This is a genomic window from Streptomyces sp. 7R007, from assembly GCF_054850255.1.
In genome coordinates, this window is sequence record NZ_JBTWMV010000001.1 from 189,496 (window position 1) to 211,438 (window position 21,943).

Genomic DNA, 21,943 nt, shown 5'->3' on the forward strand with positions numbered 1-21,943 from the left:
GCGTCAACTCGCAGCGCCGAACGGGAGCTTATCGGGTTTGAACCCGAAAGGATCAACCTCGACCACCCCACGGAAGTGAGGATTCCGTCACGGTCCGCCACCCACCCGAACGTCGACAAATCCCTTTGCGGACCTGGGGCTTGTCGAATCGGCGCCGGGAGGGACTCGGCGTCAGAGAGCCTGACGCAGAGTCAACAACATGGCCCCGAAGCCGTTGCGCTCATAGAACCGAACGGCATCGACGTTCGCCGCGTAGGCGGTCACCTCGGCGTGCTCGGCGCCCTGCCGCCGGGCCCAGTCGAGGAACTCGGCCACCAGCCGAGCCCCGGCGCGCGCCCGGCGGTGCTCGGGACGGACGTACATGCTGACCAAAGTCGCGGAGGTGACGGGCCGCCGCGCCGACGGTTCCGTGAGGGACCCCACCAGGTGCCCCACGACCTGCCCGCCGCAATCCACGGCGAGGACGAGCCTTGAGGGGTCCTCCAGCGCCGCGGCGAACGACGCGGCACCGTGCTCGCGCGGCCAGTCGACGTTCATGGTGCTGTCCCGGGTGCCGGCGTCCTCGGCGAACAGACCCGCGCTGGACTCGACGAGACCCGGTATGTCCTCGGTCCTGGCGCGGCGCACGATCACGTCTCGATCAGTCATGCGCGCACGCTATCGACCGGCACTGACAAGGAACTTCCTGGACACTCGTCCAGCTATAGTGGGCACCTGTCTATGAAACGGAGGCGTCGTAGTGGATGTGCTCGCTGAGGTGCTGGTGGGGCTTGTGGCCGCTCTGCACGGCTACATCCTGCTGCTGGAGATGTTCCTGTGGCAGCGCAGGCCCGGGCGGGCGCTGCACGGGTTCGACCGGGAGACGGCGCGGGCGACCGCACCGATGGCGGCCAATCAGGGGCTCTACAACGGCTTCCTCGTGGCCGGCCTGGTCTGGGGGCTGGTCGCCGCCGATCCGACCGGTTTCCGCGCCCAGGTGTTCTTCCTGACCTGCGTCGTCGTCGCGGGCGTCTTCGGCGCCGCCACCGCCAACCGCCGCATCCTGGTCGCCCAGGCCCTGCCCGGCGCGCTCGCCCTGACCGCCGTCCTGCTCGCCCGGTGACCCGCCCGGCCCCGCAGGACCCCCGCGCCGCCCGCACCCGCGCCCGGCTGCGTGCCGCCCTGCTCGCCGAGTGCGCCGAGCGCCCCCTCGCCGACGTGGGCGTGGCGGCCCTGGTGCGCCGGGCCGGCGTCGGCCGGGCCACGTTCTACGTCCACTACGACGGTCTGGAGGCGCTGGCCGTCGACGCCTGCGCGGACGTCGTACGCGAGGCCGTCGAGGCGCTGCACTCCTGGACGGGCCGCCCCGATCCGGTGCACGCACCCCCCGCGCTGGCCGAGTTCTTCGCCTCGCTCACCCCGCACGCCGGCCTGTACCGCGCGTTGCTGACACCGGGCGGCGGCGGACCGCTCGGCCGGGTCCTCCACCGCGACCTGCGGGCGTACAGCCTGCGTGAGCGCACGCGCGCGGGAGCCGCGGACGCCCCGCTCGTCGCCTCCGCCGTCGCCGCCACCTTCGCCGGCGTGCTGGCCGACTGGCTGCACGGGCTCCTGGAGGCCGAGCCGGACCGGATCGCCGACCAGGTCTGGCAGTTGCTGGTCATCCTGCACGCCAGCCGGTGACCGGCAACGGCCGGGCCGCGTTACCGCGCCGCCGTCTGGAACGTCCGCCGGTACGCCTGCGGTGACACCCCGACCGCCGCGTGCAGGTGCTGCCGCAGCGACGCGCCGGTGGCGAAGCCGACCCGGCCGGCGATCTGGTCGACGGTCAGGTCACTGGCCTCCAGCAGATGCCGGGCGCGGCCCACGCGCTGCTGGATCAGCCAGCGGCCGGGGCTCATGCCCACCTCGTCGTGGAAGCGGCGGGCGAAGGTGCGCAGGCTCATCCGGGCGTGCGCGGCGAGGTCGGCCAGGGTGAGCGGTTCGTCGAGGTGCTCCAGGGCCCACGCGCGCGTGGCGGCCGTGCTCGCCGCCCCGCTCTCCGGGACCGGCTGCTCGATGTACTGGGCCTGGCCGCCGTCGCGGAACGGGGGGACGACACAGCGGCGGGCCACCGCGTTGGCCAGTTCGCTGCCGTGGTCGGTGCGCACCACGTGCAGGCAGACGTCGACGCCCGAGGCGGCGCCGGCCGAGGTGAGGATGCGGCCGTCGTGCACGAACAGCACGTCCGGATCGAGGTCGATGTGCGGGTACCTGCGCCGGAAGGCGTCGGCGCACTGCCAGTGCGTGGTGGCCCTGCGGCCGTCCAGCAGACCCGCGGCGGCCAGGACGAAGGCGGCCGTGCAGATGGACACGATCCGCGCGTCCGGACGGATCAGCGCGAGCGCGTCGGCGAGTTCGGCGGACAGCTCGGCGGGGATGTGGGAGGTGGCCATGGAGGCGACGACCACGGTGTCGGCGGTGGCCAGGATCTCCGGGCCGTGCGCGACGCCGATGGTGAAGTCGGCGTTGCTGCGCACCGGTCGGCCGTCGACGCTGCACGTCAGCACCTCGTACCGGCCGTCCGCCGCGCCGAAGATGCGGCTGGGGATGCCCAGCTCGAAGGGGTACACACCATCGAGGGCCAGCACCACGACCCGTTCCACCCGCCGCCCGTCACTCATGGCACGATTCTATCGGATGATGGCAATCATGCCATTTCCTCGGCGGGCGGAGCCCGGCAGGCTGGTTCACCATGAGCGATGTGAACACGATGCGTGCCATCAGCCAGGACGTCCTCGGCGGTCCCGAGGTCCTGAGGGAAGTGCAGATCGAGCGGCCCGAGCCGCGTACCAACGAGGTGCTGGTGCGGGTGCGCGCGGCCGGCGTCAACCCGACCGACTGGAAGCACCGGGCGACCGGCGGCTTCCTGGGCGAGCCGCCCTTCGTCCTGGGCTGGGACGTCTCCGGCGTGGTCGAGGCGGTCGGCGTCGGCGTGGCCCGGTTCAAGCCCGGCGACGAGGTCTTCGGCATGCTGTCGTACCCCTTCGGCCACGGCTCGCACGCCGAGTACGTCACCGGCCCGGCCCGCTGGTTCGCGCACAAGCCGGCCTCCATCGACCACGTCCAGGCGGGCGCGCTGCCGCTGGTGTCGCTGACCGCCTGGCAGGCCCTGGTGGAGTACGCGGACGTGCGGCCGGGACAGCGGGTGCTGATCCACGCGGCGGCCGGCGGTGTCGGCCACGTGGCGACGCAGATCGCCAAGGCGCGTGGCGCGTACGTGATCGGCACGGCGAGCGCGGGCAAGCACGAGTTCCTGCGCGGGATCGGCGTGGACGAGGCGATCGACTACCGGGAGACGGACTTCGCCGAGGCGGTGAAGGACGTGGACGTCGTCCTGGACACGATCGGCGGCGAGACCTCCACGCGCTCGCTGCGGGTGCTGCGGCCGGGCGGTCTGGTGGTGTCGATCCTGCCGGTGGGCTCGAACGACTTCCCCGAGGAGGCCGAGCGGCTCGGGGTACGGGCGCTGCGGATGCTGGTGGACGCCTCCCACTCCGGCATGGAGGCGATCGCGGCGCTGGTGGAGGCGGGGAAGCTGCGCGCCACGATCGCCGGCACCTTCCCGCTGGCCGATGCCGCCGAGGCGCACAGGCTCGGTGACACCGGCCGGACCACGGGGAAGCTGGTGCTGACGGTCGACTGAGTCAGAACGTCAGCACGGGCTTGATCGCCTTGCCCGCGCTCATGTCCCGCACCGCCTGGTCGATGTCCGCGAAGGGATAGGTGCTGATCAGGCGGTGCAGGGGGAGCCGCCCGTCCTTGACCAGACGCACCAGGGACGGGATGAAGGACTGTGTCTCGGCGTCGCCGAGGGTCAGGCCGACGATCCGCTTGCCGCCCAGCAACCCGTTGACGTCCAGGGCGACTTCGCTGCCGAACGGCGGGGCGCCGACGACGACCAGGGTGCCGCGGGCGGCGAGCGCGTCGACGCCCTGGCGCAGCACGGCGACGCTGCCGGTGGTCTCGACGACGCCGTCGGCGCCCTGGCCGCCGGTGATGCGGGCGAGGGCCTCGCCGAGGTCGCTCTCGCCGGTGCTGACGGTGTGGGTGGCCCCCAACTCCCGTGCCAGCGAGAGGCGTTCGGTGACCCGGTCGACGGCGACGATCCGGGTGGCGGGGGTGAGGGCGGCGGCCATCACGGCGGACAGGCCGACGGCGCCGGCGCCGAGGACGACGACGGTGGCGCCCGTGGACGGCCGCAGCACGTTCCAGACGGCGCCGACGCCGGTCTGCACCCCGCAGCCGAGAGGCGCGATGGACTGCAGCGGTACGTCCGCGTCGACCCTGACCAGGCTGCGCTCGTCCGCCAACGCCCGCTCGGCGAAGGAGGACTGGCCGAAGAAGTGGCCGCCGAGCGGCTCGCCGTCCCGGCTGATCGTGCCGCTGCCGTCGGCGCGGCGGCCGCCGATGAGGTTCAGCGGCAGCCAGGTCGCGCAGTACGCCGGGTGGCCGCCGTGGCAGTTGTGGCACTCCCCGCAGGAGGTGAAGGACAGCACCACGTGGTCTCCGGGGGCCACGCCGGTGACGGCGGAGCCGACCGCCTCGACCACGCCGGCTCCTTCGTGGCCGAGGACTCCGGGCAGCGGGAAGGGCAGCCCGCCGCCGGCCACCGACAGGTCGGTGTGGCACAGGCCGGTGGCCACCATGCGGACGACCGCCTCGTGCGGTCCGGGCTCGTCGAGCTCGACGTCGGCGAGGGTGAAGGGCGCTCCGCCGGTCTCGACGACCGCGGCACGGGTGGTGCGGGACATCGTACGAACTCCCTTGTCTTTCAGGACCGTTGAGCCGGTTCAGTCGAGCGAGACGACGACGGACTTGACCTTGGTGTAGGCGGCGAGCGCCTCGGGACCGTACTCGCGGCCGAAACCGGAGTCCTTGACGCCGCCGAAGGGCACGGCGGGGTCGAGCATGGCCCAGTCGTTGATCCAGACGATGCCGGCCTGGAGCCGGCCGGCGACGCGGTGGGCGCGGGCGAGGTTCTGCGTCTGGATGCCCGAAGCCAGGCCGTACGGCGTAGAGTTGGCGAGCTCGACCGCCTCGTCCTCGGTGTCGAAGGGCTGCACGGTCAGCACCGGGCCGAAGATCTCCTCCTGGACGACGCGGGAGTCGTTGGAGAGGCCGGCGATGACGGTCGGGCGGTAGTAGTAGCCGCCGTCGAGGTCGAGGCGTTCGCCGCCGCAGACGATGCGGCCGCCCTCCTTGCGCGCGAGGTCGACGTACTCCTCGACCTTCTTCAGGTGCTTCTCCCCCGCCATCGGGCCGACGACGGTCTCCGGGTCGCGCGGGTCTCCGACCGGTACGCCGGGCACGGCCTCGGCGAGGATGCCGAGCAGGGTGTCGTGGACCGGGCGGGCGACGAGCAGGCGGGGGCCGCCCATGCAGAACTGGCCGGTGTTGAAGACGAACGCCTTGATGATCGCGCCGACGGCCTTCTCCAGGTCGGCGTCCTCGAAGACGAGGTGGGCCGCGTTGCCGCCGAGTTCCATGGTGACGGGCCGCAGGGCCTCGCCGGCCACGCTCGCCACATGGCGGCCGATGGCGGTGGAGCCGGTGAAGGCGACCTTGTCGATGCCGCGGTGACGCAGCAGCGCCTCGCCGGCCACCGGTCCGCTGCCGGTGACCACGTTGACCACGCCGTCCGGGACGCCCGCGCGCTGCAGCAGCCGGGCCATGTACAGGGCACTGAGCGGGGTCTCGTCGGCCGGCTTGTGGACCACGGTGTTGCCGGCCGCGAGCGCCGGGCCGATCTTCGAACCGGCCAGGATCAGGGGGAAGTTGAAGGGCGTGATGGCGGCGACCACACCGAGCGGTTCGCGTGTGGTGTAGGCGAGGGCGTTCATCGGGGTGTCGCGCACGGAGCCGTCCAGCGCGTAGGCGAGGGCGGCGAACTGCTCGTAGTCGTTGGCCGCGTTCGTCACGTCGACGGCGCGGCACAGGCTGATCGGCTTGCCGACGTCGAGGCTCTCCAGCCGGGCGAGTTCGTCGGCGTTCTCACGGATCAGCCGGGCGACGCGGTGCAGGATGCGCCCGCGTTCCCGGCCGCTCAGCCGGGACCAGGCGCCGTCGTCGAAGGCCTCCCGGGCGGCGCGCACGGCCGCGTCCACATCGGCGGCGCCCGCCTCGGCGACGGTGGTGACGACCGCGCCCCGGGACGGGTCGACCACCTCGGTGCGCGCTCCGTCGGCGGCCTCACGCCACTGACCCGCCACGAACAGCCGTCCGGGTTCGATCTCGAAGGTGGTCATCGCCACTCCCAGCATGGTCGCCAAGATTTCAACAAACAGGATTCCTGTTGGTCCGCAGTCTGATTACACCCAGGTTTCCTGTCAATGCCCTAGGCTGGACCCATGACCGGCACCCAGACAACCAAGGCACCCCCGTCGCTGCTCTACATGGTCAAACAGGTGGAGCTCGCGGTCCGCTCCCGGCTGGACGAGCTGGTCAGGGCCTCCGGCATCACCGCTCTCCAGTACACCGCGCTCACCGTGCTGGAGCGACACGACGGACTGTCGGCCGCCCAGCTCGCCCGGGACTCCTTCGTCACCGCCCAGTCCATCGCCGACCTCGTGCGGTCACTGGAGAGCCGGGGCCTGGTCCGCCGCGAGCGCAACCCGCACAGCCGCCGCGAGCTGCTGATCCTGCTCACCGACGAGGGCCGCGAGCTGCTGCGGCAGCACGCGCGGCCGGTGCGGGAGCTGGAGGAGCGCATGGTCCGCGACCTCACGGCGCGCCAGACCGAGCAGCTGCGCCAGTCGCTGTCCAAGGCCTGGCACGCGCTGTCGTAGCGCCGCCGCCCGCTCCACGGCGGAAGCTGGTCGCAATTCGGCGACATATGTCAATCGAACATGCTCACATTCACTCGATCGAGGGTAACTTGCAGGGCGGGGAACGGATTTACGCTCACTCGGAACCCGGCGGCTCGGCTGCTCTCGTACGATCACTGCACGATGTCACCCCAGCCCCCGGTGACCTGCAGCCCGCCGTGGACGGAGCAGGTTGGAGGCGATGTCGTCGTGCAGCAGGAGCCTGCGCCGCCGGCCCGTCATCTGCGCGTCCGGCACAAGCGGGGACACACCGTCGTGGAGTTGTGGGGCGACATCGACATCGCCGCCGCCCTGGAGATCGCCCCGTACCTGGACCGGCTCACCGCCCGCCCCGAGATCCGCCTGGTGATCGACCTGCGGCACATCGACTTCTTCGACTGCTCCGGACTGCGCCTGCTGTACCGGGCCCGCCGGCGCGTCCTCGACCGCAGCGGGGAGCTGCGGCTGGTGTGCACGCACCCGCTGACCCTGCGCGTCATGCGGGTCACCGGGCTCCACCGGCTGCTGCCCGCCCATCCGACCCTGGACGCGGCCCTGGGCCAGCCCGAGGCCACGTCCGGATCGCTGTGACGGCCCGCTGACGGCGGCTACTTGAGGATCTTGGTGACCTGGCCGGCGCCCACGGTCCGGCCGCCCTCGCGGATGGCGAACTTCAGGCCCTCCTCCATGGCGATGGGCTGGATCAGCTGGACGTGCATGCCCGTGTTGTCGCCCGGCATGACCATCTCGGTGCCCTTGGGCAGCGTCACCACGCCGGTGACGTCCGTGGTGCGGAAGTAGAACTGCGGGCGGTAGTTGTCGAAGAACGGCGTGTGCCGGCCGCCCTCGTCCTTGGACAGGATGTACGCCTGCCCCTCGAACTCCGTGTGCGGGGTGACCGTCCCCGGCTTGATCACGACCTGCCCGCGCTCGACGTCCTCGCGCTTGACGCCGCGCAGCAGCAGACCGACGTTCTCGCCGGCCCGGCCCTCGTCCAGCAGCTTGCGGAACATCTCGATGCCGGTGACGGTCGTCTTGGTCTTCTGCTCGTGGATGCCGATGATCTCGACCTCGTTGTTGACGTGCAGCACCCCGCGCTCGATCCGGCCGGTGACGACCGTGCCGCGGCCGGTGATGGTGAAGACGTCCTCGATCGGCATCAGGAAGGGCTTGTCCACGTCCCGCTGCGGCTCCGGGATCGCCGTGTCGACGGCGTCCAGCAGGTCGAGCACCGACTGCGTCCACTGCGGGTCGCCCTCCAGCGCCCTGAGCGCGGAGACCTTCACCACCGGCACGTCGTCACCGGGGAACTCGTACTCGGTGAGCAGTTCGCGCACCTCCAGCTCGACCAGCTCCAGGATCTCCTCGTCGTCGACCATGTCCGTCTTGTTCAGGGCGACGACGATGTACGGCACGCCCACCTGCCGGGCCAGCAGCACGTGCTCCTTGGTCTGCGGCATCGGCCCGTCGGTGGCCGCCACGACCAGGATCGCGCCGTCCATCTGCGCGGCGCCGGTGATCATGTTCTTGATGTAGTCGGCGTGCCCCGGGCAGTCCACGTGCGCGTAGTGCCGGCGCTCCGTCTGGTACTCGACGTGGGCGATGGAGATGGTGATGCCGCGCTGCCGCTCCTCCGGCGCCTTGTCGATCTGGTCGAACGGCGTGAACGGGTTCAGGTCGGGAAACCTGTCGTGCAGCACCTTCGTGATCGCCGCCGTGAGCGTGGTCTTCCCGTGGTCGATGTGCCCGATGGTGCCGATGTTCACATGCGGCTTGGTCCGCTCGAACTTCGCCTTCGCCATGGCAACCCCTCCCTGGGCATCCGTGTGATGCCGAGCGTCGCTCGCTACCTCCTGTCTATTCGGTCCGCGGCGCGTCGAACAGGGCGCTGACGGACTCGCCGTTGTGAATGCGGCGTACGGCCTCGGCGAGCGCGGGGGCGACGGTCAGGATCCGCAGCTTCTCGGTGCGCTCCTCCGCCGGAACCGGCACGGTGTTGGTGCACACGATCTCCAGTACGTCCGGCTGCTCGCCGATACGTTTCAGCGCCCCGGCCGCGAACAGCCCGTGCGTGCACGCCACACGGATCGAGCGCGGCCCCAGCTCCCTGAGCCGCTCCAGCAGTTCGAGCACCGTGCTGCCCTTGGCGATCTCGTCGTCCAGCACGATCACGTCCCGGCCTGTGACCTCGCCGATCACCGAGCTGATGGAGACCCGGTCGTCCGCGTACCGCTGCTTGGCGCCCGCGGCGACCTGGGCGCCGATCATCCGCGCGAACGCCGCCGCCTCCTTGGCGTTGCCCAGGTCGGGCGAGACGACGGTGGTGCGCGAGAGGTCGTGGCGCCGGAAGTGCGCGGCCAGCTCCCGCCGGGCGTGCAGGTGGTCCACGGGCACCGAGAAGAAGCCGTGCACCTGCGGGGCGTGCAGCGTCATGGTCAGCACACGGCTCGCGCCCGCCGCCACCAGCAGGTCGGCGACGAGCCGGCCGCCCAGCGAGATGCGGGGCGCGTCCTTCTTGTCGGAGCGCGCGTAGGAGTAGTGCGGCATGACCACGCTGATCCGGGCCGCCGAGGCGCCGCGCGCCGCGTCGCACATCAGCAGCAGCTCGACGAGGTGCTCCTGCACCGGCCTGACCAGCGGCTGGATGAGGAAGACGTCCCGCTCCCGGCAGTTGGCCTGCAGCTGCACCTCCAGACAGTCGTTGGCGAAGCGGCTGACCCGGGTGGGGCTGAGCGGCACGCCCAGATGGGCGCAGACCTCGGCGGCCAGGTCGGGATGGGCGCTGCCGCTGAACACGGAGATGTCTCGCACGATCCGCTCCTCGCATGATCATGTCCGGGACTTCATGCTACTGACCGCGGGAAAAACCGGTTGCGGCAGCCGTGGGCCCGCACGCCATCATGGCCCGGTCCGGGTTCCCTCACGGCAGGATTCCTCGCATGCGCCGACTCCTCGAAACCACCCAGTGCCCCTTCCGGCCCACGGTCTTCGAGGACTCCATCCCGCATGCACACCCTGAACATCGGCATTCTGGCCCACGTCGACGCCGGTAAGACCAGCCTCACCGAGCGGCTCCTGTTCGACCACGGGGCGATCGACCGGCTCGGCAGCGTCGACGCCGGGGACACCCGGACGGACGACGGAGCGATCGAGCGCCGGCGCGGCATCACCATCCGCTCCGCCGTCGCCGCCTTCACGGCCGGCGACACCCAGGTCAACCTCATCGACACCCCCGGCCACTCCGACTTCGTCGCCGAGGTCGAGCGCGCCCTGGAGGTCCTCGACGGCGCGGTGCTGCTGCTGTCCGCCGTGGAGGGCGTGCAGGCGCGGAGCAGGGTGCTGATGCGGACCCTGCGCCGCCTGCGGCTGCCCACGCTCGTCTTCGTCAACAAGATCGACCGCGTGGGTGCCCGCTCGGCGGACCTGCTCACCGACATCCACCGCAGACTCACCCCGTACGCCGCCCCGCTCACGGACGTCACGGACATCGGCACCCCGGACGCCCGCGTGAGCGCGCGCCCGCCGGGCGACCGGCGGCTGGCGGAGGCGCTCGCCGAGGTCGACCCGGACCTGCTGGCGGCGGTCGTGGACGGCCCCGAGCCCACCCCGGACGACGTCCGCGCGTCGCTCGCCGCGCACACCGCCGACGGCTCCTTCCACCCCGTCCTGTTCGGCTCGGCCCTGGGCGGCCAGGGCATCCCCGAACTCGTCGACGCCGTCCTGCGGTTGATCCCGCCGGCACCGACGGGCACCGGCGGCGACCCGCGCGGCACGGTGTTCGCGGTGCGCACGGCACCGGGCGGCGAACGCACGGCGTATCTACGCCTGTACGACGGTGAGGTGACACCCCGTCAGCGGCTGGCCTTCCTGCGGCGCGAGGCCGACGGGCGGGCCACCGAGGTGCCGGCGCGGGTCGGCGCACTCGACGTGATCGGCCGCGGCGGTCCGCTCACCGCGGGCAACATCGCGGCGCTCACCGGCCTGGGCGCCGTCCGCGTGGGCGACCGGCTGGGCGACGTGACCGACCGGGCGCCGCAGTTCGCCCCGCCCACGCTGGAGACGCTGGTCCGGGCCCGTCACCCGGGGCAGTCGGCCGCGCTGCGCTCCGCCCTGCTCACCCTGGCCGACCAGGACCCGCTGATCCACGCCCGGCCCGCCGCGTCCGGGGCCACCGCGCTGCTGCTGTACGGCGAGGTGCAGATGGAGGTGATCGCGGCGACCCTCGCGCAGGACTTCGGCGTCGAGGCCGAGTTCGAACCGGGCCGCGTCCGCTTCCTGGAGCGTCCCCGCGGCACGGGCGAGGCGGCGGCGGAGATGCCGTGGCACCTCGGCACCCGCTACTGGGCGACGATCGGGCTGCGCGTGGAGCCGGGACCGCGCGGCTCGGGCGGGGTGTTCACGTACGAGACGGAACTCGGCGCCCTCCCCCGGGCCTTCCACCAGGCCGTCGAGGACACCGTGCACGCCTCCCTGCTCACCGGGCTGTCCGGGGCGCCGGTCACGGACTACCGCGTGACGCTGACCCGTTCCGGCTACTCCGCACCCGTCAGCACCGCCGGTGACTTCCGGGGGCTGACCCCGGTCGTGCTGCGCCGGGCCCTGGAGCGGGCCGGGACCCGCCTCTACGAGCCCTGCCACAGCTTCGAGGCGGAGGTGCCGCTCGACGCGCTGTCCTCCGTCACCGCACAACTCGCCGCTTTCGGCGCCGAGTTCGCGGAGACCACGGGCGGGTCGACGGCATGGGTGATCACCGGGGAGCTGCCCGCCCGGCGGGTGCGCGAGATGGAGCTGCGGCTGCCGGGGCTCACGCACGGCGAGGGCGTGTGGTGGTCGCGGCTGTCGGGCGACCGCGAACTGCGGCCTCACTGACGGGCGTTCACCACGACACCGGCAGCCGGCCGGAGCCGTGGTCACGGCCGTCCGGCGACCCCGAACTGCGGCCCCACTGACGGGCGCTCACCACGACACCGGCAGCCGGCCGGAGCCGTGGTCACGGCCGTCCGGCGACCCCGAACTGCGGCCCCACTGACGGGCGTTCACCACGACACCGGCAGCCGGCGCGGGCCGCGGGTCAGTTGTCCCTCCCGCCACTCGATCGTCTCGGGGGTGAACTCGGCGCGCAGGGCCGGGAACCGGGCCGCGAGACGGTGCAGGGCGAGGCCGAGCTCCAGCCGGGCGAGCCAGGCGCCCAGGCAGTGGTGGGGGCCGGCGCCGAAGACCACGGTGGGTGCGTCGAGCGGTGCGAACGGGTCGGGCGGACCGGGCGGGAAGACGTCGGGGTCGCGGCTGGCGGAGTTGGTCTGCGCGGCCACCACGGCGCCCGCCGGGATGGTCACCCCGCCCACCTCCGCGTCCTCGACGGCGCGGCGGATCAGGCCGGGCAGCACCCGGCCCTCGCTGAGCGGGACGGCACGCAGCAGCTGTTCGGCCGCGCCGGCCGCCGTCTCCTCGTCCGCCGCCAGCCCGGGCCACACCTCCCGCCGGTCGGTGAGGAGGTAGACGACGAGGTTGCCGAGCGCCGTCATGGTCGTCTCGTGCCCGGCGACCACCAGCCCGCACACCAGGCGCACCAGGTGCCGTTCCTCGATCCCGAGGCCGTCACCGGCCGCCACCAGGCCGCTCACCAGGTCGTCGCCGGGCTTCGCCCGCCGCTCGGCGACCAGGTCGGCGCCGAAGGCCGCGAACTCCCGCATGGCGGCGGCGACTTCCTCCCGGGTGTGCGCGCCGCCCGACAGGGCGTGGTCGGCCCAGTGGCGGATGCGTTCGCGGTCGAGGTGGTCCAGGCCCATCAGCCGGCAGATCACCGACACCGGCAGCGGGCGGGTGAACCCCTCGACGAGGTCGGCGGGCCGCTCCCGGGCGGCGAAGTCGTCGAGGAGCGCGTCCACGACCGAGGCCACCCAGGGCCGCCAGCGGGCGATCGCCCGGGGCGTGAACGCCCGCTGCACGGTGCCGCGCAGCCGCCGGTGCGCCTCGCCGTCCATGTTGACCATGCCGTCCGGGTCGTCCAGCAGGTTCGGCACGAGGACCAGCGGCGGGGCGTCCGGGGCGCGTAGGGAACGCCGGTCGAAGCGGGGGTCCATGAGGACCTGACGCACGTCGGCGTACCGGGTCACCAGCCACACCGGCGTGCCGGTGGCGAGGGTGGCGGGGCGGGGCGGTCCGGGCTCGGGGAGGTCGATGCGGTGCATGGGACACAGGGGCCGGGAGGTGCTGTCCGTGGTCATGCGGGTCTCCAGACGCGCCGACGGGGCGGTTGCTCCACGCTAGTGCGCCCCGCCCGCCCCCGTCAGGGGGGCCAATCGGCCAACGCGCCGGTCTGCCACGGGGTTTGGCGGGCATCCGGAAGAAATGGAAAGGAGGACCGTCGCCATGACGACTCCCATCAGGCGCATGTCCAGGCGCATGCCCGGCTGGGCGAAGGCGGTGAGCGCCCTCGTGCTGGTGCTCGTGGTGTTCTTCGCCGGCATCCGGCTGGCCGTGCTGCCGGGCCTCAAGGACCTGTTCGGCACCGAAACGCACGACAACACGGGACCGGCACTGCTCCAGTCCATCCAGGACATGAGCCGTTACGACGCCGCCTCCGGCAACTTCCAGGTCGTCGTGGACCTGGAGAAGGACAGCAAGTACCTGCCCGACGCGATCCGCGGCTCCCGTGTCCTGTACGTGGGCGCGGGCACCGTCGACGCCTACGTCGACCTCGGCAAGGTCGGCGAGAAGGACGTGACGGTCAACGACGACCGCACCTCCGCGACCCTCCGGCTGCCGCACGCGGCACTGGGCAAGCCCGCCCTCGACCCGGACCGCTCCTACGCCGTCGCCAAGCAGCGCGGTCTCCTCGACCGTCTGGGCGACCTCTTCTCGGACAACCCCAACAGCGAACAGGCCGTGCAGAAGCTCGCGGTCAAGCACATCGGCGACGCGGCCAAGGACAGCGGGCTGACCACCCGGGCCGAGACCAACACCACCGACATGTTGCAGGGGCTGCTGCACTCCCTGGGCTTCAAGGAGGTGCACGTCAGCTACGGCGCCTGATCAGCCGCCGAGCACCCCGGGCAGGGCCAGGGCGCCGAGCAGCGCGGCGCCCGCCAGCATCCAGGCCACGTAGTCCCCGACATGCCCGGACTGCAGGTGCCGCAGCCACAGCACCCGGCCGCGCGCGGCGAGCAGCCGCGGCCGGGTGACGGCCAGGGCCGCCAGGCCCACGGCCAGCAGGGTCGAGACCAGGCCGAGCAGGACGCCGACGGCCGTCCAGTGCGGGGCCGAGACCACGAGTCCGCCCGATCCCGCCTCGCTGACGCCGTGCGCGACCACCTTGGCGAAGCCGGGGACGGCACCGACGGCGAGCGCCGCCGCGAGCAGCACCGCGGGGACCGCCGTCATGGTGTCGGGCACCCGGCTGAGCCGGTGCCCGGTCTCGGGTTCCTCGTCGGAGCCCTTGGTCTCGTACGCGGAGCCGTCCTCGGGCCGGGGGCCCAGACCCAGGAAGACCCGGGCGGCGACGCGCAGCACCGCACCGCCGGTCAGGGCGGTCGCCGCGACGTAGAGCACGGTGAGCGGCCCGCCCACCGCCTCCTCCGTGACGGCCTTGCCGAGCCCCGTGCCGAACGGCGGCAGTCCGGCGAGGGCCAGGGCGCCGACGGCGTACAGCACGGCCACCCCGCGCAGCCGCCGGCCCTTGCCGTGCAGGGCGTGTTCGTCCACGCTGCCGAGCCGGTCCAGGAGGATGCCGGTGCAGGCGAACAGGGCGGCCTTCACGCCGGCGTGGCCGATGACGTACAGCGCGACCCCGTCGTCCCCCTCCGGTGTGAGCACGCCGAGGCCGATCAGGAACATCCCGGTGTGGGAGATCGTCGAGTACGCCAGCAGGCGTTTGATGTGCCGCTGGTGCCAGCACATCACGGCGCCGGTCACCGCCGTCACCGCGCCCAGCACCAGCAGGGCGCGTTCCGTGTCCGCGACCGGGATGCCGCCGGGTCCGGAGAACACCGTGTCGTACACGCGCCAGACGCCGTAGGCGCCGAGTTCGACCATCACGCCGGACAGCAGCATGCACACCGGGGTGGGCGCGACGGCGTGCGCGTCGGGCAGCCAGAAGTGGAAGGGCACGGCGGCGGCCTTGACGAGCAGTCCGGTCAGGAGCAGCACGAAGGCGGCCAGGACGAGCGCGTCGGGCCCGCCGGTCCCGGCCGCGGCGTCCAGGCCGCGCCCGATCTGCCGCATGGCCAGCTCGCCGGTGCGGGCGTACAGCAGCGCGATGCCCATCAGCATCGCGTAGGCGCCGAGCGAGGTGACGATCGCGAAGGTCAGCGCGCCCTGCACGGCCTTGGCCTCCTCCACGCGGGTGCCGGTGAGGGCGTAGGCGACGACGCTCATCAGCTCGAACCACACGAAGGCGTTGAACAGGTCGCCCGCGATCGCGAAGCCGCACATGCCGCCCTGGAAGAGCAGCATGAGCGCGGGGAAGGAGCCGGCGTGGCGGCGCGGCGGCTCGTCGAAGTAGTGCCAGGAGTACACCAGCGCCGCCAGCGTCAGCAGCGAGGCGAGGGCGGCCATGCCCAGTCCGGGACCGTCCCCGACGAGGACGATGCCGACGCTCTCACCGTCGACGGGCTGCCAGCCGCCGACCCATTCGGTCATCGGCGGAGAGGAGTTCAGCAGCAGCACGATCGCCAGGGCCGCCGTGGCGGCCGAGACGGCGCAGCCGGCCGACTCGGCCAGAGCCCGGGGCATGCGGCGGCCGCCGGCCACCAGCAGGGCCGCCCCGAGCAGCGGGACGGCGACGAGGAGGGGCAGCAGGTCGTTCATCAGCCGCGCAGCTCGCTCAGTTCGTCGGGGTCGATGGTGCCGTGGCGTTTGGAGACCTGGACGACGAGGGCGAGCAGCAGGGCGGTGACGGTGGCGCCGACGACGACGTCGGTGAGGGCGAGCGCCTGGACGACCGGGTCGACGACCGGGCGGGAGCCGGGTTCGACATCGGAGAACACGGGGGCGGTGGCGCCGTCGCGGTAGCCGACGGCGAGCAGCAGGACGTAGGTGGCGGCCTGGCACACCGACAGGCAGCCGACAGCGTGGACGAGGTTGCGGCTGGTGGCCAGGCCGTAGCAGCCGGCCAGGAAGACCCACACGGCCACCAGGTACGGCAGGACGTGCGTCACGGCGCTCACAGGGGCCTCACTTCCCGTTCCCCTCCTCGATCTCGACGGCCTGGTCCAGGAAGCGGGCGAGCAGCACGACGACCGCGCAGGCGACCTCCATGCCGATGGCCGCGTTCAGCAGCGGGACGGTGCCGCCGGAGGAGAGCGTGTTGAACGTGCCGTAGGGCAGCAGGGTGTTGGCGAGGAAGGCGCCGGAGCCGATCACGCCGGCGAGGCCGGTGACCAGGTAGGCGGAGGCGCCGAGGGAGTCGCCGACCTCGTACAGGCCGACCGGCCGGATGCGTTCCAGGGCGCGGTAGTCGGCGCCCAGGTAGAGCAGGTGCAGGGCGGTCGCCGCGACGACGCCGCCCTGGAAGCCGCCGCCGGGGCTGAGCTGGCCGTGGGCGACGACGTACCCGCCGGTGAGCACGGCGACGGGCAGGACGAGCAGTGCGTAGCGGCGTACGGGCCGGGCCACGTCGGCGGGTTCGGGGCGGGCCCGGTGTTCGTCGCGGGTCTGCCGCAGCAGTACGACGCAGCCGAGGACCGCGGAGAAGAGGATGGTCATCTCGCCGAGGGTGTCGAAGGCGCGCTGGTCGAAGTTGACGGCGGAGACGGTGTTCGCGATGTGCCGGGAGAGGGAGGCGCGCACCGCCCGGTCGCCGTAGGGGTGCCGGTCGCCGCCGAAGCCGGGCAGGTCGAGGCAGGCGGCGACGAGCAGGGCGGCCAGGCCCGCTCCGGCGGCCAGCAGCAGCCACAGCCGGGCGCGTCGGGTCATCGCCGGCGCTCCCCTCTCGCCTGCCCGCGGCTCTCCTGCCCGCGCCGCCTGACCTTGCGGACGGTCAGCATCAGCAGCAGCGGGGTCACGGCGGAGCCGACGGCCAGCTGGGACAGGCCGACGTCCGGTGCCTGCAGGACGGTGAACAGCACCGCGAGCACGACTCCGAGGACGGCCAGGACGAGGGCCTGGCGCTGCGGGTCGCGGACCGCCACGGCCACGGTCGAGGCGGCGGCGACCAGCAGCAGCGCGACGACGATCACCGCGTCAGCCACGGCGCACCCCCTTGAAGCCGCCGGACAGGGCACGCGAGGCGACGATGTTCCCGCCGATCAGCAGCGCCCCGATCACCAGCAGTTTGACCATCGCCCGGCTCGGTCCGGTCGCCACGCACAGCGCGATCACGGCGACGGCGCCGAGGCCGGCGACCGTCCAGGTCACGCCCCACGCACGCGGCGGGTCGGCGGCCAGTTCGTCGGCCAGCAGCCGGGCGAAGACGAGCGTGCCGACGGGGCCGAGGAGGGCGAGCAGGAGGCCCAGATCGACGTAGGAGGGACGGTCGTAGGCCTGGGAGAGCAGCAGCAGGCTCGGACAGGCCAGGGCGGTGGACAGGTTCTGGGCGACCACCCGGCGGCGCAGCGGCCCGGTGGCCACGCCCCACAGCGCGCATCCCAGGCCCGCGCCGAGGCCGGCGGTCGCCGCGAGCGTCCAGCCGTTCACCGTCCGGTCACCGCCCGTCGCGCGGCCCCGGCCGCGAGCGCCCCCACGGCGGCGGCGCCTGCGCCGACCGCGAGTTCCAGCGTGTCCACGGTGCTGACGAGCACCAGCCACAGCGCGGCCAGCGCGGCCCACCACAGCAGGAACTCGCCCGCGGCGACGAGTGCCGTCCGGCGGTCCATGCGCCACCTCCTCACGCGGGCTCACTGGGGCTCACCGCTGGGCGGGATGTCCCTTACGTCCTGACGGGTCATCCAAACACCGCGCCGGGCGCCGGGGGCGGCGGCGCGCGCGGGTCACCGCCCGGAGTGCCCCGACAGCAGGAAGGGAAACCGCGGGCGCCGCCGAGGAGGTGCGGCCGCGGCGGGCATCGTCAGCCGTTCCCGGGGTAACCGGCTTACGACGCAGGGAAGTTGAAGACTGGAGGACCAATGGCCCGGGCAGCCTCACGCACGCACACCGCGTTACGCCTGCGTACCGCACGGACCGACAAGGCGGCCAAGGAGACGAAGGACACCACGGCCGCCAGGAACGGCAAAGCGGCCAAGACGGCGAAGACTCCGAAGACCGCCAAGACCCCCAAGAGCGACGCCGGCGGGAGGAGCGCCGCCAGGCACGTCATGCCGCTGCCGATCCGGCTGCTGGCCATGCTGTGCGCCTTCGGCTTCATGGTGGCCTTCGCGGTGGTGCTGGCCCGGCTGACGCTGGAGCCGTCGCCCGCCTCGGTGTCGATGGCGCACACCAACCTGCATCCGGGTCGCTCGCTCCATGCCTATCTGGACCAGCCGGCGCTGCGCGACGCGGTGAAGCAGATCGGCGGGAACGTGCTGCTGGGGGTGCCGTTCGGCGTCCTCGTGCCGGTGCTGGCGCCGCGCGCCCGCGGGCTGCTGCGGGTGCTGCTGCTGACCGCCGTGGTGATGCTGCTGGTGGAGTTCGCCCAGGGCGCCCTGATCACGGGCCGCGCCTTCGACATCGACGACGTCATCCTCAACACCTCCGGCGCGCTGATCGGTTACGTCCTGCTGGGCCGCCGGATGGGCCGCGCGGTCCACGCCCGCGAACGCCGGCCGCGCCGGGCGGAGGGACGGGCGAAGGGCGCCTAGGGGCGCCCGCGCGCCGGGGTCCTGGAGTGCGCCGGAGGCGGTGAGGAACGCGCCCCTCCGGCGCGAGACCGTGCGGCGCGTCACGCCGTCGACGCGCTCCCGCACCGGCAACCCGGACGGCACGTCTAGCGCGGCGCCCAGGTGAACTTGTCGCCGCCCACCCAGCGCACCACGTCCGGGTCGTCCAGGTCGTGCACGGTGATGCCGAACGCGGCGGCGGCCTCCAGGACGTCGACGACGGTCTTGGCCTCGCCGACCACTTCGCCGTCGATCTCCACGATCCGGAACGGCGGTGTGCCCGGCTGCACCCCGAGCACCATGATCCGCGGCTGGGCGATGTGCGGGCTGGCTTGTTCGGTCATAAGCCGAGGGTAGGCCGATTCCGGCCCCACGAGTCCGACATGTCACCCGCACAGCAGATCGAGCACCGCCGCCTCGACGGCCCCCTGCGTGGCCGGACGCCCGAAGTCCCCGTGTTCGCCCAGCCGGGTGAGGACGGGCGCGATCGTGGTGCCCTCCTCGAAGAGTTCGAAGACGCGCGGGTCGATGTAGGAGGCGCGGCACACGGCGGGCGTGTTGCCCAGGTAGTGGCTGACCTCGCGCACGGCCCGGCTGATCTGCCGGCGCCGGGCCGCCGGAGTGGCGCTGGCCACGGCGGTGGGGACGGCGAGCGCGACCGCGGCGAGCACGGTGGCGTGCCAGGTCCGGAAGTCCTTGGCGCTGATCTCCGTCCCGGACAGCCGGCGCAGCGCCTCGTTCAGGTCGTCGCCGCGCAGTTCGTGCCAGGCGCCCTTCTCCCAGAAGGCCAGCAGCCGCTCCCCCGCGTGCCGGCGGCGCACCAGGGCCCGGACGACGGCGTGCGCCTGCTCGTCGACCAGGGCCCGCACCATCTCGACGCCGCCCTTGGCCGGGTAGTTGAACTCGACCTCGTCGCGGCGGCACGTGACGTGCTCGCGCAGCATGGTGGTCAGGCCGTAGGTCTCGCTCTCCCGGGTGTGCCGGTCGCTGCCGATGCGGAAGAAGCCCAGATCGAGCAGACGCACGGCGCAGGCGGTGACCCGGGCCCGGCTCAGCCCGCGCCCGGCGAGGTCGACGGCGACCCTGGCCCGCAGTTCCGGCAGGGACCGGGCGACCTCCCGCACGTGCTCGTGCTTGGCCTGCTCCTGCCGGGCGCGGAACTCCTCGTGGTACAGGTACTGGCGGCGGCCGGCGTCGTCGGTGCCGACGGCCTGCAGATGGCCGTTGGGCCAGGGGCAGATCCACACGTCCCGCCACGCCGGCGGGATGGTCAGGGCGCGGATCCGGGCCAGTTGCGCGGGGTCCTTCAGCGGCGCGCCGGTCTCGTCCCGGTAGCGGAAGCCGCGGCCGCAGCGGATGCGCCGGAAACCGGGACGGTCGCAGGAGCTCGTACGCAGTCGCACGGCCACCGGCTCAGGGCCGACGCCAGTCGTCGCTGCCCAGGTGTGAGCCGGCCTGCGGGCCCATGCGCAGCATGCCGCCGTCCACGCTCCAGGACGCGCCGGTGACGTAGGACGCCTCGGGCCCGGCGAGGAAGGCGATCACGGCCGCCACCTCCCGCGCGTCACCCGGCCGGCCGAGCGGCACGCCCGGGCGGGACTCGGCGTGCACGTCGGTGTCCTCCTGGCCGGTCATGGGGGTGGCGATCTCGCCGGGGGCGACGGCGTTGACGGTGATGCCGTGCTCGGCGAGTTCCAGCGCCATCACCTGGGTGAGCAGGCCGAGACCGCCCTTGGCGGCGCAGTAGGGCGCGGCGCCCACCCGCGGCTGGTGTTCGTGCACCGAGGTGACGTTGACGATCCGGCCGCCCTCGCCCTGCCGGATCATGTGCCGGGCCGCCTTCTGCCCGCACAGGAACGGGCCGACGAGGTCGACCTCGATGACCTCGCGCACGTCGTCGAGTTCCAGGTCGAGGAACGGCGTCATGGTGCCCGTGCCGGCGTTGTTGACCAGGACGTCGAGGCGGCCGAGCCGGTCGCACAGTTCGTCGACCGTGCCGGCGGCGGTGGGCAGCCGGGTGAGGTCCATCTGGGCCACCGCGGCCCGCCGGCCGTGGGCGCGCACCTCCTCGGCGGTCTCCTCGGCGCCCTTGAGGTCGCTGTGCCAGGTGATGCCGACGTCCATCCCCGCGCGGGCCAGGCGTACGGCGGTGGCCCGGCCGATCCCGGAGTCGGCTCCGGTGATCACGGCGACCTTGCTGCGGGCGGGTTCGGACATCGCGGGCCTCCTCGGGATGTGCCAGGTGGCGAGGCATCGCAGTACCCGGCTGGACGGCGGGCAAACAGTGCGCCGACCGCGCCGCTGGGGAACCCTGGGGGTGGAGGTGGCCATGGATCCCGTCGAGGCCCTGGACCGGATCGCGTTCCTGCTGGAGCGGTCCCTCGCGCCGACGTACCGCGTGCGCGCCTTCCGTACGGCCTCCCGTGTGCTGGCGTCCCTGTCCGGGGACGAGGTCCGCGAGCGGGCGGCCGACGGGTCGCTGGAGTCGCTCAAGGGCATCGGCCCGAAGACGGCGCAGGTGGTGCGGGAGGCGCTGGCCGGAGGGGTGCCGGGCTACCTGGAGAAGCTGGAGGGCGAGGCCGGCCAGGGGCCGCCGGAGGGGGCGGGCGCGAAGCTGCGGGCGCTGCTGCGCGGGGACTGCCATCTGCACTCCGACTGGTCGGACGGCGGCAGCCCGATCGAGGAGATGGGCCGGGCCGCGGCGGCGCTGGGCCACGAGTGGGCGGTGCTCACCGACCACTCCCCCCGGCTGACCGTGGCCCGCGGTCTGTCACCCGACCGGCTGCGCGAGCAACTCGACGTGGTGGCGCGGCTGAACGAGACCTGGGCGCCGTTCCGGCTGCTGACCGGCATCGAGTGCGACATCCTCGACGACGGCTCGCTCGACCAGGAACCGGAGCTGCTGGCGCGGCTCGACGTCGTGGTGGTGTCGGTCCACTCCAAACTGCGGATGGACGCCCGCTCGATGACCCGCCGCATGGTGCGCGCCGTACGCGATCCGCACGCCGACGTCCTCGGGCACTGCACCGGACGGCTGGTGACCGGTCGGGGGCGGCCGGAGTCGCAGTTCGACGCCGACGAGGTCTTCGCCGCGTGCGCCGACAGCGGCACGGCCGTGGAGGTCAACAGCCGCCCCGAGCGGCTGGATCCGCCGCGGCGGCTGCTGCGCCGGGCGGTGGCGGCGGGCGTGCTGTTCTCGATCGACACCGACGCGCACGCGCCCGGCCAGCTGGACTGGCAGATCCTCGGCTGCGCGCGCGCCGAGGAGTGCGGGGTGCCCGCCGAACGGGTGGTCAACAGCTGGCCGCTCGAGGACCTGCTGGCCTGGACCCGCGAGGGCCGAGTGCCGGGTTCCTGACGTGGTAC

General features: G+C 73.0%; 25 protein-coding genes. 9 read left to right on the forward strand and 16 right to left on the reverse strand.

What is annotated here, in order from left to right:
- Window positions 1-171: 171 nt before the first annotated feature.
- On the reverse strand, window positions 172-648 hold the full coding sequence (locus ACYF6T_RS00885) for a GNAT family N-acetyltransferase (protein WP_461692549.1): 477 nt from the start codon (window positions 646-648) through the stop codon (window positions 172-174).
- 91 nt (window positions 649-739) lie between these two features.
- Here ACYF6T_RS00885 and ACYF6T_RS00890 point away from each other — a divergent pair, with 91 nt between their 5' ends.
- Both ACYF6T_RS00890 and ACYF6T_RS00895 read left to right on the forward strand, forming a co-directional pair.
- Window positions 740-1,102, forward strand: coding sequence for a DUF1304 domain-containing protein (locus tag ACYF6T_RS00890; protein ID WP_461692551.1), 363 nt, complete (start codon window positions 740-742; stop codon window positions 1,100-1,102).
- A complete protein-coding gene (locus tag ACYF6T_RS00895) occupies window positions 1,099-1,662 on the forward strand; it encodes a TetR/AcrR family transcriptional regulator (protein ID WP_461692553.1) in 564 nt (187 codons plus the stop codon). Before ACYF6T_RS00890 ends, ACYF6T_RS00895 begins: the two co-directional genes overlap by 4 nt.
- 20 nt (window positions 1,663-1,682) lie before the next feature.
- Here the strand turns inward: ACYF6T_RS00895 and ACYF6T_RS00900 are convergent, their stop codons facing one another.
- Window positions 1,683-2,642 (reverse strand): GlxA family transcriptional regulator, encoded by a 960-nt coding sequence (locus tag ACYF6T_RS00900; RefSeq protein WP_461692554.1) that lies wholly within the window; start codon window positions 2,640-2,642, stop codon window positions 1,683-1,685.
- 71 nt (window positions 2,643-2,713) lie between these two features.
- Between ACYF6T_RS00900 and ACYF6T_RS00905 the strand changes: the two genes are divergently transcribed.
- The gene (locus ACYF6T_RS00905) at window positions 2,714-3,664 is read left to right on the forward strand and encodes an NADP-dependent oxidoreductase (protein WP_461692555.1); all 951 of its coding nucleotides are present in this window, start codon (window positions 2,714-2,716) and stop codon (window positions 3,662-3,664) included.
- Between the two features lies 1 nt (window position 3,665).
- Here ACYF6T_RS00905 and ACYF6T_RS00910 read toward each other — a convergent pair whose 3' ends face one another.
- Both ACYF6T_RS00910 and ACYF6T_RS00915 read right to left on the reverse strand, forming a co-directional pair.
- Window positions 3,666-4,772, reverse strand: coding sequence for an NAD(P)-dependent alcohol dehydrogenase (locus ACYF6T_RS00910; RefSeq protein ID WP_461692556.1), 1,107 nt, complete (start codon window positions 4,770-4,772; stop codon window positions 3,666-3,668).
- A gap of 39 nt (window positions 4,773-4,811) precedes the next feature.
- The gene (locus tag ACYF6T_RS00915) at window positions 4,812-6,266 is read right to left on the reverse strand and encodes an aldehyde dehydrogenase family protein (RefSeq protein ID WP_461692557.1); all 1,455 of its coding nucleotides are present in this window, start codon (window positions 6,264-6,266) and stop codon (window positions 4,812-4,814) included.
- 102 nt (window positions 6,267-6,368) lie between these two features.
- Between ACYF6T_RS00915 and ACYF6T_RS00920 the strand changes: the two genes are divergently transcribed.
- Together ACYF6T_RS00920 and ACYF6T_RS00925 are read left to right on the forward strand one after the other, a co-directional pair.
- Window positions 6,369-6,806: a MarR family winged helix-turn-helix transcriptional regulator gene (locus tag ACYF6T_RS00920; protein WP_461692558.1), complete on the forward strand. Its 438-nt coding sequence runs from the start codon at window positions 6,369-6,371 to the stop codon at window positions 6,804-6,806.
- Between the two features lie 228 nt (window positions 6,807-7,034).
- Window positions 7,035-7,415: an anti-sigma factor antagonist gene (locus ACYF6T_RS00925; protein WP_461692559.1), complete on the forward strand. Its 381-nt coding sequence runs from the start codon at window positions 7,035-7,037 to the stop codon at window positions 7,413-7,415.
- A gap of 17 nt (window positions 7,416-7,432) precedes the next feature.
- On the opposite strand, the gene tuf is transcribed toward ACYF6T_RS00925, so the two are convergent.
- A complete protein-coding gene (gene tuf, locus ACYF6T_RS00930; protein ID WP_461692560.1) occupies window positions 7,433-8,626 on the reverse strand; it encodes an elongation factor Tu in 1,194 nt (397 codons plus the stop codon).
- A 55-nt stretch (window positions 8,627-8,681) separates the two neighbouring features.
- Window positions 8,682-9,635: a ribose-phosphate diphosphokinase gene (locus ACYF6T_RS00935; protein WP_461692561.1), complete on the reverse strand. Its 954-nt coding sequence runs from the start codon at window positions 9,633-9,635 to the stop codon at window positions 8,682-8,684.
- Window positions 9,636-9,830: 195 nt separating this feature from the next.
- Here ACYF6T_RS00935 and otr(A) point away from each other — a divergent pair, with 195 nt between their 5' ends.
- Window positions 9,831-11,693, forward strand: coding sequence for a tetracycline resistance ribosomal protection protein Otr(A) (gene otr(A), locus ACYF6T_RS00940; RefSeq protein WP_461692563.1), 1,863 nt, complete (start codon window positions 9,831-9,833; stop codon window positions 11,691-11,693).
- Between the two features lie 167 nt (window positions 11,694-11,860).
- Here otr(A) and ACYF6T_RS00945 read toward each other — a convergent pair whose 3' ends face one another.
- Window positions 11,861-13,051, reverse strand: coding sequence for a cytochrome P450 (locus ACYF6T_RS00945; RefSeq protein WP_461692564.1), 1,191 nt, complete (start codon window positions 13,049-13,051; stop codon window positions 11,861-11,863).
- Window positions 13,052-13,196: 145 nt separating this feature from the next.
- Here ACYF6T_RS00945 and ACYF6T_RS00950 point away from each other — a divergent pair, with 145 nt between their 5' ends.
- Entirely contained in the window at window positions 13,197-13,859 is a 663-nt protein-coding gene (locus tag ACYF6T_RS00950) for a DUF4230 domain-containing protein (protein ID WP_461692565.1), read from the forward strand.
- Here ACYF6T_RS00950 and ACYF6T_RS00955 read toward each other — a convergent pair whose 3' ends face one another.
- Genes ACYF6T_RS00955 through ACYF6T_RS00980 form a run of 6 tightly spaced genes read right to left on the reverse strand, consistent with a single transcriptional unit; the run spans window position 13,860 to window position 17,638 of the window.
- Window positions 13,860-15,632 (reverse strand): complex I subunit 5 family protein, encoded by a 1,773-nt coding sequence (locus ACYF6T_RS00955; RefSeq protein WP_461692567.1) that lies wholly within the window; start codon window positions 15,630-15,632, stop codon window positions 13,860-13,862.
- Window positions 15,632-15,982: a sodium:proton antiporter gene (locus ACYF6T_RS00960; RefSeq protein WP_461693221.1), complete on the reverse strand. Its 351-nt coding sequence runs from the start codon at window positions 15,980-15,982 to the stop codon at window positions 15,632-15,634. Before ACYF6T_RS00960 ends, ACYF6T_RS00955 begins: the two co-directional genes overlap by 1 nt.
- 16 nt (window positions 15,983-15,998) lie before the next feature.
- A complete protein-coding gene (locus ACYF6T_RS00965) occupies window positions 15,999-16,739 on the reverse strand; it encodes an MnhB domain-containing protein (protein WP_461692569.1) in 741 nt (246 codons plus the stop codon).
- Window positions 16,736-17,014: a Na(+)/H(+) antiporter subunit B gene (locus ACYF6T_RS00970; RefSeq protein WP_461692570.1), complete on the reverse strand. Its 279-nt coding sequence runs from the start codon at window positions 17,012-17,014 to the stop codon at window positions 16,736-16,738. Before ACYF6T_RS00970 ends, ACYF6T_RS00965 begins: the two co-directional genes overlap by 4 nt.
- Window positions 17,007-17,459 (reverse strand): monovalent cation/H+ antiporter complex subunit F, encoded by a 453-nt coding sequence (locus tag ACYF6T_RS00975; RefSeq protein ID WP_461692572.1) that lies wholly within the window; start codon window positions 17,457-17,459, stop codon window positions 17,007-17,009. The genes ACYF6T_RS00970 and ACYF6T_RS00975 overlap by 8 nt, the downstream gene beginning before the upstream one ends.
- On the reverse strand, window positions 17,456-17,638 hold the full coding sequence (locus ACYF6T_RS00980; protein WP_461692573.1) for a hypothetical protein: 183 nt from the start codon (window positions 17,636-17,638) through the stop codon (window positions 17,456-17,458). Before ACYF6T_RS00980 ends, ACYF6T_RS00975 begins: the two co-directional genes overlap by 4 nt.
- 438 nt (window positions 17,639-18,076) lie before the next feature.
- On the opposite strand from ACYF6T_RS00980, the gene ACYF6T_RS00985 reads away from it, so the two are divergent.
- Complete coding sequence (locus ACYF6T_RS00985; protein WP_461693222.1) at window positions 18,077-18,559, forward strand: VanZ family protein; 483 nt, start codon at window positions 18,077-18,079, stop codon at window positions 18,557-18,559.
- Between the two features lie 125 nt (window positions 18,560-18,684).
- On the opposite strand, the gene ACYF6T_RS00990 is transcribed toward ACYF6T_RS00985, so the two are convergent.
- The 3 genes from ACYF6T_RS00990 to ACYF6T_RS01000 are packed head-to-tail and all read right to left on the reverse strand — an operon-like array spanning window position 18,685 to window position 20,794.
- Window positions 18,685-18,921 (reverse strand): hypothetical protein, encoded by a 237-nt coding sequence (locus tag ACYF6T_RS00990; protein WP_461692574.1) that lies wholly within the window; start codon window positions 18,919-18,921, stop codon window positions 18,685-18,687.
- Between the two features lie 42 nt (window positions 18,922-18,963).
- Window positions 18,964-19,980: a DNA topoisomerase IB gene (locus ACYF6T_RS00995; protein WP_461692575.1), complete on the reverse strand. Its 1,017-nt coding sequence runs from the start codon at window positions 19,978-19,980 to the stop codon at window positions 18,964-18,966.
- Between the two features lie 10 nt (window positions 19,981-19,990).
- On the reverse strand, window positions 19,991-20,794 hold the full coding sequence (locus tag ACYF6T_RS01000) for an SDR family oxidoreductase (RefSeq protein WP_461692576.1): 804 nt from the start codon (window positions 20,792-20,794) through the stop codon (window positions 19,991-19,993).
- 112 nt (window positions 20,795-20,906) lie between these two features.
- Here ACYF6T_RS01000 and ACYF6T_RS01005 point away from each other — a divergent pair, with 112 nt between their 5' ends.
- Window positions 20,907-21,935 carry a PHP domain-containing protein gene (locus ACYF6T_RS01005; RefSeq protein WP_461692577.1) on the forward strand — a complete coding sequence of 343 codons (1,029 nt, stop codon included), beginning with the start codon at window positions 20,907-20,909 and terminating at the stop codon, window positions 21,933-21,935.
- Window positions 21,936-21,943 lie beyond the last annotated feature (8 nt).

Excerpts from the sequence above, each read along its gene's own strand:
- ACYF6T_RS00885 (WP_461692549.1), bottom strand. The coding sequence starts at position 648 with ATGACTGATCGAGACGTGATCGTGCGCCGCGCCAGGACCGAGGACATA.
- ACYF6T_RS00900 (WP_461692554.1), bottom strand. The coding sequence starts at position 2,642 with ATGAGTGACGGGCGGCGGGTGGAACGGGTCGTGGTGCTGGCCCTCGAT.
- ACYF6T_RS00905 (WP_461692555.1), top strand. The coding sequence starts at position 2,714 with ATGAGCGATGTGAACACGATGCGTGCCATCAGCCAGGACGTCCTCGGC.
- ACYF6T_RS00910 (WP_461692556.1), bottom strand. The coding sequence starts at position 4,772 with ATGTCCCGCACCACCCGTGCCGCGGTCGTCGAGACCGGCGGAGCGCCC.
- ACYF6T_RS00915 (WP_461692557.1), bottom strand. The coding sequence starts at position 6,266 with ATGACCACCTTCGAGATCGAACCCGGACGGCTGTTCGTGGCGGGTCAG.
- ACYF6T_RS00920 (WP_461692558.1), top strand. The coding sequence starts at position 6,369 with ATGACCGGCACCCAGACAACCAAGGCACCCCCGTCGCTGCTCTACATG.
- tuf (WP_461692560.1), bottom strand. The coding sequence starts at position 8,626 with ATGGCGAAGGCGAAGTTCGAGCGGACCAAGCCGCATGTGAACATCGGC.
- ACYF6T_RS00945 (WP_461692564.1), bottom strand. The coding sequence starts at position 13,051 with ATGACCACGGACAGCACCTCCCGGCCCCTGTGTCCCATGCACCGCATC.
- ACYF6T_RS00950 (WP_461692565.1), top strand. The coding sequence starts at position 13,197 with ATGACGACTCCCATCAGGCGCATGTCCAGGCGCATGCCCGGCTGGGCG.
- ACYF6T_RS00955 (WP_461692567.1), bottom strand. The coding sequence starts at position 15,632 with ATGAACGACCTGCTGCCCCTCCTCGTCGCCGTCCCGCTGCTCGGGGCG.
- ACYF6T_RS00965 (WP_461692569.1), bottom strand. The coding sequence starts at position 16,739 with ATGACCCGACGCGCCCGGCTGTGGCTGCTGCTGGCCGCCGGAGCGGGC.
- ACYF6T_RS00980 (WP_461692573.1), bottom strand. The coding sequence starts at position 17,638 with ATGGACCGCCGGACGGCACTCGTCGCCGCGGGCGAGTTCCTGCTGTGG.
- ACYF6T_RS00985 (WP_461693222.1), top strand. The coding sequence starts at position 18,077 with ATGCCGCTGCCGATCCGGCTGCTGGCCATGCTGTGCGCCTTCGGCTTC.
- ACYF6T_RS00990 (WP_461692574.1), bottom strand. The coding sequence starts at position 18,921 with ATGACCGAACAAGCCAGCCCGCACATCGCCCAGCCGCGGATCATGGTG.
- ACYF6T_RS01000 (WP_461692576.1), bottom strand. The coding sequence starts at position 20,794 with ATGTCCGAACCCGCCCGCAGCAAGGTCGCCGTGATCACCGGAGCCGAC.
- ACYF6T_RS01005 (WP_461692577.1), top strand. The coding sequence starts at position 20,907 with ATGGATCCCGTCGAGGCCCTGGACCGGATCGCGTTCCTGCTGGAGCGG.